The sequence below is a fragment of the Mycobacterium nebraskense genome (assembly GCF_002102255.1).
In the GTDB taxonomy this organism is placed as follows: Bacteria; Actinomycetota; Actinomycetes; order Mycobacteriales; family Mycobacteriaceae; genus Mycobacterium; species Mycobacterium nebraskense.
Map to the genome: position 1 here is coordinate 1 of NZ_LQPH01000028.1, position 8991 is coordinate 8991.

Genomic DNA, 8991 nt, shown 5'->3' on the forward strand with positions numbered 1-8991 from the left:
GCACCGACGGTACGAGCCAAACATCAGGTGATCAGGATCCAACCACCGCAACAAGCGGCACCTCACCCTGACACTGACCCGACGGTAGCCGACATGACGGGCGTAACGCGCGCGCAGCGCGTTATTTTTCGGGCATGGCGGTTAGCCTGACTGGATGCGGATTGCCGCGCTGCTCGCAGCGTCGTTGCTGATCGCCGGGTGTTCTCACACGGTCGGCGGCCAGTCGCAGCAAACTCAGACTTCCACGGGCGCGTCCACCACTCCGTCGGGAAACAAACCACCGGCCCCGTCGGCCGCGCCGGCAGCCAAGGCTCCGATCTCCGACGTCATCGCGTGGATCGAGGCGGGCCACCCCGCGGATCCGGGTCGCTATCACAGCGCGATGCGCGACGGTGCGACCACGCCCCTCGGCACAGACATCGCCTTCACGGCGGTGGCGGGCAAAGCATCCTGCCTGACCGATTCTAAGCACACGGGTGGCGCTTTGGTCTGCCTGGTGAGCCTGACCAATCCACCGCCCGCACCCCCGACGTCCTACGGCGACTGGCAGGGCGGTTGGGTGACCTTCGACGGCGTGAACCTGCAGGTGGGTGCGTCGCGCGCCGATCCCGGTCCGTTCCTCAATGGCAACGGTTCGGAACTGGCGAACGGTGATTCGCTGTCATTCGGCGACTATCGTTGCCGCGCCGATCAAACCGGGCTGTATTGCGTGAACTACGCCCACCAGTCGGCCGCACGATTGAGTCCCGCCGGCATTGAGCCGTTCGGCTGCCTACGGTCGGGGCCGGCGCCGGACGGCGTCGGCACGGCGTTCACCTGCTGAGCCCCTGGGTGGCGATGGTCGCGAACAGCTCGGCCATCTCGTCGGCGGGCCCACCCGGAACCGTGTAGCCGGCTTCGTCGCGGATCTCGTCGAGATGGTCACGCACTTCCTCGATCGACAGCGCCGGGTCATAGAAACCCTTTGTCCTGCCGATGAAGAAGCGCGCGACATGTCCGGCGCCCACCGTGTAGATCTCGCCGGAGACCGGGCAATCCCGGTGCGTCAGGAACGCGGCCACCGGCGCGACGTGTGCCGGATCCAGCTTCTGAAGGTATTGGCCCACAAGGTCATCCAATACCGCCTGTGCCGCCGCGTCATTTTCCACCGCGGGCCGGCCGGTTGCGCCGTCGAGCGAGTGGGTCAGCATCCGCGTGTAGGCGATCGGCGCAATGGCATTGACCTTGATGCCGTGCTCGGCCCCCTCGGCGGCCAGCACCCGGGTAAGACCGATCAACCCGGTTTTCGCGGCGCCGTAGTTGCTCATGCGCTCAGCGCCAAGGATTCCTGCGGCCGAGCAGGTGTTGAGCACCCGGCCGTAGCGCTGCTTGCGCATGGCCCACCACGCGGGCCGCGTCACGTAGAACGCACCGTTCAAGTGGACGTCAAGTAGGGGTTGAAGCCGATCGGCGGTCATGTCTTCGAACGGCGCGTCACCGACGATGCCCGCGTTGTTGATCAGGATGTCCACGCGTCCCCACGCGCGCAGGGCGGTGTCGACAATCGCCTCTGCGCCTTCGGGACTCGTCACGCTGTTGGTGTCGGCGACGGCCTCGCCGCCGCGTTCGCGGATCTCGCCCGCGGTGACGCTCGCGGCCTCGACGTTGGAGCCATTCCCGGTCACCGATCCGCCGGTGTCGTTGACGACGACGCGCGCACCGCGGGAGGCCAGCAGCAGCGCGTACTGCCTGCCCAGGCCACCACCGGCGCCGGTGATTACGGCAACCTGATCGTCGAATCGCAGCTCGTTCGTCGACATCGCTACCAGCTCACCGGAAGTTCTTTCATGCCGTAGATGTTGGCCTCTTTGAACCTCAGTTCCTCCGGCGGCACCGCCAGTTTGAGCCCGGGTAGTCGGCGCGCCAGCGTGGCGAACGCGACCTGCATCTCGACGCGGGCCAGGTTCGCTCCGATGCATTGGTGCACGCCGTACCCGAAGCCCAAATGCCCGCGGGTGTTTCGGCCGACATCGAATGATTCGGGATTGTCGACGAATTCGGCGTCCCAGTTCCCGGCGAGCAGGCTCATCATGACGTACTCCCCGGCGCGAACTAGCTGACCACCGATCATCAGATCTTCGGTCGCCACGCGATCGACCTGACTGTGCACGATGCTGAGGTAGCGCATGAGCTCTTCGACGACGTTCGCGATGACCGCAGGGTCGTCGGTTCGGCCGAGTCGCTCGAACACGTCGGGATGTTCCAGCAGCGCAACCGTTCCCAACGAGATCATGTTGGCGGTGGTTTCGTGGCCGGCCTGCATCATGATCACACTGTTCATCGCCGTGGTGGCATGGTCGAGTTGGCCCGTCGCCACGTATTCGGTGACCAGGCGGCTGATCAGGTCGTCGCCGGGTTCGCGTTCCTTGCGTTGCACCAACTCCTGGATGTAGGCGTACATGGCCCCAAAGGCCTGGCCCCTCTCCTCGTCGGTGCACCTCTGGTCGAGCCCCCTCGTGGTGTTGTACTGGAAGATCTCGAGGTCGTCGGGCGGCACCCCCAGCAGCAGCGCGATCACCATCGACGGCACCGGCAAGGCGAATTCACGCACCAGATCGGCCGGCGCACCGTTGCAGACCATCTGGCCGAGATAGTGGTCGACCATTTCCTGGATGTGCGGCCGCATCGATTCGCAACGCCGGAAGGTGAAGTTGCTGGTCATCATGCGCCGCAATCGCTGATGTTCGGGATCGTCGGCGCGCGCGAACATCACCGGGACCTTGTTGTCGGCGTCCGTCGGCATCATGGAGTCCGGAATGGTCTTCGCGGACAAGCGCGGATCGACCAGCGCAGCCCTGATGTCGTGGTAGCGGCTGACCACCCAGACCGGGTTGCCCTGGAACATCGCCCTTCGTAGCCCGGGTTGTTCCCGCCACTCCGCGAACTCGGGCGGGGGCGCGAGCGGGCAATGTCCAGGCCGCGGCACCGGCAGCACCGGGAGCTCGGCGTCGGGCCAGGAGTCGGAGGTCTCGAAAGATATTGACATAAACCGCGTTTCCCATTAAGTGTCAGATGCCTGCCAGTTGTAAAGCGTAGAGCCACGCTAGTTGGCAGTCAACCGTCAGTTAGGCTGTCGGGATGACCGCGGTTGAGGACCGGCCATTGCGGGCGGACGCGGCGCGCAATGTCGAGCGCATCCTGCGCGCGGCGCGGGACGTCTATAGCGAGCTGGGGCCCGATGCCGCGGTCGAAGCGGTCGCGCGCCGCGCGGGCGTGGGTGAGCGAACCCTCTACCGCAGGTTCCCGACGAAGGCCGACCTGGTCCGGGCCGCCCTGGATCAAAGCATCGCCGAGGACCTCACGCCGGTGATCGACAACGCCCGGCGTGCCGACGACCCGCTACGCGGTCTCACCCAACTGATCGAAGCGGCGATCTCGCTGGGGGCCCGCGAACACAATCTGTTGACCGCTGCACGCCGGGCCGGGTCACTGTCGTCTGACATCTCGGTTTCGCTCAACGAGGCGCTCGGCGACCTTGCCCGCGAAGGTCAGAGAGTCGGCAGCGTCCGCGCCGACCTGGTCAGTGATGACCTACCCCGCCTGGTCGCGATGCTCTTCGGCGTGCTGTCGACGATGGATGCGGGTAGCGATGGCTGGCGGCGTTATGTCGCCCTCGTTGTCGACGCGATATCGGTCAATGCGCGGCCGCCGTTGCCTCCGGCGGCGGCGCTGCGTTACGAGGTCGGACCGAATACCTGGCCACTGTAGGGCCGTGTAGGCGATTCAGTTGATCGTTACGCCGGCGTCGACCTTGAACTGCAATCCCGTCACATAGCGGGACTCGTCGGATAGCAGGAACAGCACCGCGTGGCTGACCTCTAGGGGCTCGATGGCCGGGGTGGGCATCGCATTGACGAAGATGGGAATCAGGTCGGGCCGCAATTCGCCCAGAGCGGCCCCGATCGACGGCGGGATCATGCCGGTGGGAGATCCCGTCGGATGCACCGAGTTGACCCGAACATTCTGGGCGGCCAGTTCGTTGGCCAACGCCAAGGTCAAACCCACGACACCATGCTTCGCGGCTGTGTAAGGCAGCTGCAGCGGAAAGCCTTTGATGGCACCGGCAGAGCTGATATTGACCAGGCTGCCGCCGCCTTGGTCAAGCAAGTGGGGTATGGCCGCCGCACAGGTGTTCCACACGCCGATAAGGTTCACGTCGACCACCGTGCGCCAGTCCTCGAGAGTCGTCTTGTCCCACGGCGCAACCGTCAGCACACCGGCGTTGGCGACGGCGCCATCCAAACCGCCGAGAACCGCGACACCGTCATCGACCGCCTCGCGGAGCTCGGCCTCGTTGCGGACGTCGACGACCCGACTCACACAGCGGCGGCCGAACTCACGAACCAGCCGCGCCGTCTCGTCGAGGTCTTGCTCTGTGGCCAAGGGATATTCGATCTCGGGCAGAGATCGGCAGATGTCGACCAGGATCAGGTCGGCGCCCTCCTCGGCAAGCCGGAGAGCGTGGCTGCGCCCCAGCCCGCGGGCGGCACCAGTAATCAGAATGCGTTTACCGGCAACACGTCCCGGATGTGGTGTCACCCGGCTACCGCTCGTTCCACATCAGGCCACGCATCGTCGCGGACAGCGGGATGTCCTCCACCCCGATCAGTCCTTGGGGAGCGCGGCACACCCAATCGATCGCATTGACGGCCCGGCCCGCCGTCGAGATGCAGCCCGCATCAGTGGAATCGAACAAGGGGTGCGAAACGTGGGTGTTGATTTCCACCCGCGGTTCGCCCTCCACGACGACGCGGTGCACGCCGGTGTGCCCCTCGGGCGGGAACTCCCAGTCCGGCGCCGCGGCCTGGGTGAGCCTCGTGACGTGCTCGAGGGTGATCACCGGCTTGTCATCGATCACGCCCTCGGTGGCAAAGCGCACCGCGCCCATCTGTCCCGGCTCCACCGTCATCATCGTGCATTCGATTCGTTCCGGCGTGTACCAAGGTTCGACGCGCTGGCGCACGTCGTCCAGTTTGATGTCGAGATTATCCGCCAGGCTGCGGACCTGACCGCCCCACATCGACACGATCACCCCGGGCAGGAACATCATCGGCGAGTCGTCGTCCGGCGTTGTCCCGAATCCCATTGCCGCGCCGGTGAACTCGGCATCGTCATAGTTTCCGTAGTCGAAGATCTCCTGCACGGTGATCGAAGAGATGCGGATGGTCAGGCTGGCGGCGGCGTGCACCAGCGTATCGCCGGAGAAACCGGGGTCGATGCCGTTGACGTAGAGCGAGGTGTTGCCGGCCGCACAGGCACGCTCCAGGGGCTCCCGCAGCCAGTCGTCGGCGTGGCGAGGCGTGACGAGCCAGACCATCGACGTGCCGACGACGTTGGTGCCCGCCGCAAGGAACTTGGCCATCTGTTCGATGGCTTCCATCGGGCGGGTTTCGCCCTGAGACGTGTAAACCACGCAGTCGGCACCGAGGGCCGCCAGCGCGTCGATGTCGTCGGTGGCGATGACGCCGGTCGGCTTGTCCAGTCCGCACAACTGCGCTGCATCCTGGCCGATCTTCTCGGCGCTGGCGGCGTGAACGCCGACCAGTTCGAGGTCCGGTCTGCCGATGATGGCCCGCAACGAGTGTCGGCCCACATTTCCGGTGGAGAATTGAATGACTCTGCGCACGGCTACCCTCATCCTTCCAGCGGCGGGTGATGACCCATCATGGCGCGTTGAATCGCAGCGCGGGTCAGTAGTCGGGTATCGGCAGCGGCGAATTGTTGGAGTCGATGCCGCCGTCGACATGGAAGGTCGCGTTGGTTGCGTAACAATCGCGGGTGCAGAGATATACCGCGAGCCGCCCGAGGTCCTCGACGTCGCCCAGCCGATGCAGCGGTGTAGCCTCCTGCATCTTCTCCAGCGACCCGGGCATCAGATCCAGGCTGCCCTTCAGGCCGTCGGTGGCGAACGAACCCAGGGCTATGGCGTTGACGCGAATCTTCGGTGCCAGTTCCTGTGCCATCGCGCGGGTAAGCGCTTCGAGGCCGCCCTTCGCAACGCAATAGGCGGTCAGGGCGCGGATGCCGAACCGAGCGGAGCCCGACGAGATATTGATGATGGAACCGTGCCCGGCATTGAGCATGTGCGGGGCAGCGAGCTGACTCATGATGAAGGCCGATGTCACACACCAGTCGAAGGTGTGCCGAAAGTCCTCGTCGGTGATGTCCAGAAACCTCGCATAGGTCGAGCCACCGACGTTGTTGACGAGAATGTCGATGCGGCCAAACCGCTCCATCGCGGCGTTCACGACCCGCTCTCCGTCGGGACGACTCATCGCGTCGGCGACGAGCGCCAGCCCCTTGCCGCCCGCGGACTCGATTCCTTGAATCGTGCCAACGATATCCGCCTCGGTGCGTGCGGTCCCGACGACCGTGGCGCCCGCCTCCCCCAAGACCCGCGCTATCCCCGCGCCGACGCCCTTTCCGGCGCCAGTGACGATTGCGACCTGTCCATCGAGCCGGAACTGCTCCAATGCCATGCCGGGCTCCTTTGACCATGCGGGGTATGTGCGCAGTTCAATCTATGAACGTTGCTGACTAAAGTCAATGACGATCAAAGATCAGGATCCGCGATGCCAGGGATGGTCCAAGAATGACCAAGTTATGCAAGTCTTTCTGGTCGGAACACGGCATAATGGTCTGGTTAGCCTCGGCGCCCTGGCTTGAGTCGAGTCAACTGTGAGGAACGAAATGGCCGTAACGGACAGGCTCTCTGCGCGCGAAGCAAAGCGCCTGCAGACGAAGGAGCGATTGATGGGCGCCGCCATCGCCGAGTTCGCCAGGGCCGGGATGGCCGAAGCCGACGTCAGCGCCATTGTGGCGGCAGCAGGCGTCGCCCATGGAACCTTCTTCTTTCACTTTCCGACCAAGGAGCATGTTCTGCTCGAATTGGAGCGGCGCGAAGAGGACCGTATCGCCAAGCAGTTCGCGCAATTCTTGAAATCCAAGCACGACCTGGCCTCAGCCTTGAACGAGGCTGTCCGCCTCGTGGTCGGATTGGAACGTCGGCTAGGCGATCTGCTCTTCAATGACTTTCTCGCACTGCACTTCTCCCAGACCCGACCGCAAACCGAAGACGGTCGGGATCACCCCTTGATCGTCTTGGTCGCCCAGGAGATCGCGCTTGCTCAAGAACGCGGGGAGACGGACCCGGACGTCAATTCCATGAACAGCGCGGTGTTCTTCCTGCTGGGTCTCTATGCGCTGTTGATCACCACGAGCCACTGGCCGACTGGCCACAGCCTGCTGGAAGATTATGTCGCACGAACATTGCGGAGCATCAAGGCCTGACCCGCGTCACGGGCGTATCACCCCGCGCAGCGGCATGAGCCCAAGTTCGTTGTGGGACATGAAGCCCGGTGGGGCGTCGCAGACGGCGGGAATCGCGTTCGCGGGGCCCATCGCGGTCCACGTATAGCCGGGCAACGCGTAGCCGCCGTCAGGGTCCTGCGCCCCTTGGAGGATCAGCTCCGTGGATGAGTCACCCTCGATCACGATGCGGTAGTGATAGTGCTGGGGCCAATCCTCCTGTGGCTCAATAGCATCGTAGGTGTCCATCGTGTAGATCTCGTGAAAGACGATGAGCGGCCGACCCTCCACCCACGCTGTCCACTTGTGATGCTGGCGGGCGACGGTACCCGCCTTGATCACTCCCTTGAAGCCCGGCATGTCGCTGGTCTCCCCTCCTTCGAAGGGGATGTCCCGCGTGGCAACGCCGAGCTCCACCTCCGTCGTGTACCTTTCGACCTTTTTGCCCATGTGCTCGACGATCATCGCCATTGACTGTGCGAACAGCGGCCAGGCCTGCCCCAGCCGATTTGGGCCGTCCTCGAAACCGGCCGGATCGCTGCCCATCCCCATCTCGAACAAGTACTTCAGGGTGTCCCTGCCGAAATTCACGACCTCGTAGATGTGGATGGTGTCGATTTGGCTGACGATCCGGGCCAACGTCAGGACAAGGAGGTCGCCCGCGAAACCGGGATTAACGCCACCTGCGTGGAACGATGTGCCGCCCTCGAGGCACGCGGCGTGAATCTTGTCGATATCCGCCTGACTGTGCTCGGTTCGGTACCACCACGCGCCGCCCGACGCGACCACGTTCTTCCCACCGCGCAGCAGGCGGCAGACTTCGTCGGGATCAGACCACAACGGCGCGTAGAACACGCAATCCGCGTCGAGAGCCTCGATGGCCGTCTTGTCGTCGGTAGCGAGCACTCCAGTCGGTGGTTTGCCGCAAAGCTCGCCGGCGTCCTTGCCGACCTTCTCCGGACGATTGCAGAGCACCCCGACCAGTTCGTAGGCCGGGTTATGGGCAAAATGGCGGAGCGCCACCGTTCCGACGTTGCCGACGCCCCATTGGATAACGCGATACTTCTTCTCGGCCGGCGATTTTCCCGTGACTGTTGATTCCTGGGTCAGCGTCATTGCTACTCCTTTGCACGCCCGACAACGTCGTGACGAACGAGCGGGCTCTTTGCCGGCAGCATCATGCCGGCCGCAGAGGCTAGCTCGCAGACAAATTCACCAAGCCTTAGCGGCTGAGCGTAGGCATCTCGCCAACACGGTGTCAACGATTACCGCCTGACTCTTGTCAGTAGCTATGCCCAGACGTGTCGGCCGTGAGGCCGCCCGAAGTGGTACTCAAGCTAATTTGAACAGCTTCTTCCTTGACGGCTGTGCACGTTTACTGAGTACAGTCAGTGAGCTAGGTGATTCATGGCGAGCGAAGGGGTTGCTCCATGCTGCAAGACCGCAAGATCCTCGTGACCGGAGGCACAGGTCAGATCGCCGGTCCGATTGCCGAGGACTTCGCCAAGCACAATGAAGTGTGGATCGCGGCGCGGTTCAGCAATCCAGACCGAAGGGCCGAACTCGAGGTGGCGTCCCAGGAGCGGTGTAAAAGTGGTCTGACATAGGTTCCGCTCGCTTGCGTTGATGATCCTATGCGGTGGC

General features: G+C 64.1%; 10 protein-coding genes. 3 read left to right on the forward strand and 7 right to left on the reverse strand.

Annotated elements, in window-relative coordinates; all coding sequences use genetic code 11:
- Positions 1–154: 154 nt before the first annotated feature.
- Positions 155–823: a hypothetical protein gene (locus AWC17_RS03710; protein WP_046182602.1), complete on the forward strand. Its 669-nt coding sequence runs from the start codon at positions 155–157 to the stop codon at positions 821–823.
- Here the strand turns inward: AWC17_RS03710 and AWC17_RS03715 are convergent.
- Both AWC17_RS03715 and AWC17_RS03720 read right to left on the reverse strand, forming a co-directional pair.
- The gene (locus AWC17_RS03715) at positions 813–1799 is read right to left on the reverse strand and encodes an SDR family NAD(P)-dependent oxidoreductase (RefSeq protein WP_046182601.1); all 987 of its coding nucleotides are present in this window, start codon (positions 1797–1799) and stop codon (positions 813–815) included. The genes AWC17_RS03710 and AWC17_RS03715 overlap by 11 nt on opposite strands.
- A 2-nt stretch (positions 1800–1801) precedes the next feature.
- Positions 1802–3025, reverse strand: coding sequence for a cytochrome P450 (locus AWC17_RS03720; protein ID WP_046182600.1), 1224 nt, complete (start codon positions 3023–3025; stop codon positions 1802–1804).
- 92 nt (positions 3026–3117) lie between these two features.
- Between AWC17_RS03720 and AWC17_RS03725 the strand changes: the two genes are divergently transcribed.
- Positions 3118–3747, forward strand: coding sequence for a TetR/AcrR family transcriptional regulator (locus tag AWC17_RS03725; RefSeq protein ID WP_046182599.1), 630 nt, complete (start codon positions 3118–3120; stop codon positions 3745–3747).
- A gap of 15 nt (positions 3748–3762) precedes the next feature.
- Here AWC17_RS03725 and AWC17_RS03730 read toward each other — a convergent pair whose 3' ends face one another.
- The 3 genes from AWC17_RS03730 to AWC17_RS03740 all read right to left on the reverse strand — a co-directional run bounded on the left by AWC17_RS03730 (position 3763) and on the right by AWC17_RS03740 (position 6518).
- Complete coding sequence (locus AWC17_RS03730; protein WP_082122898.1) at positions 3763–4578, reverse strand: mycofactocin-coupled SDR family oxidoreductase; 816 nt, start codon at positions 4576–4578, stop codon at positions 3763–3765.
- A gap of 4 nt (positions 4579–4582) precedes the next feature.
- Entirely contained in the window at positions 4583–5665 is a 1083-nt protein-coding gene (locus AWC17_RS03735) for an NAD(P)H-dependent amine dehydrogenase family protein (RefSeq protein ID WP_046182598.1), read from the reverse strand.
- A 64-nt stretch (positions 5666–5729) separates the two neighbouring features.
- Complete coding sequence (locus AWC17_RS03740) at positions 5730–6518, reverse strand: SDR family NAD(P)-dependent oxidoreductase (RefSeq protein WP_046182597.1); 789 nt, start codon at positions 6516–6518, stop codon at positions 5730–5732.
- A gap of 211 nt (positions 6519–6729) precedes the next feature.
- Between AWC17_RS03740 and AWC17_RS03745 the strand changes: the two genes are divergently transcribed.
- Positions 6730–7329: a TetR/AcrR family transcriptional regulator gene (locus tag AWC17_RS03745; RefSeq protein ID WP_046182596.1), complete on the forward strand. Its 600-nt coding sequence runs from the start codon at positions 6730–6732 to the stop codon at positions 7327–7329.
- 6 nt (positions 7330–7335) lie between these two features.
- On the opposite strand, the gene AWC17_RS03750 is transcribed toward AWC17_RS03745, so the two are convergent.
- Together AWC17_RS03750 and AWC17_RS33015 are read right to left on the reverse strand one after the other, a co-directional pair.
- The gene (locus tag AWC17_RS03750; RefSeq protein WP_046182595.1) at positions 7336–8463 is read right to left on the reverse strand and encodes an NAD(P)H-dependent amine dehydrogenase family protein; all 1128 of its coding nucleotides are present in this window, start codon (positions 8461–8463) and stop codon (positions 7336–7338) included.
- 272 nt (positions 8464–8735) lie between these two features.
- Positions 8736–8991: hypothetical protein (locus AWC17_RS33015; protein ID WP_208618358.1), on the reverse strand; the 256-nt coding region annotated here is incomplete at its 5' end.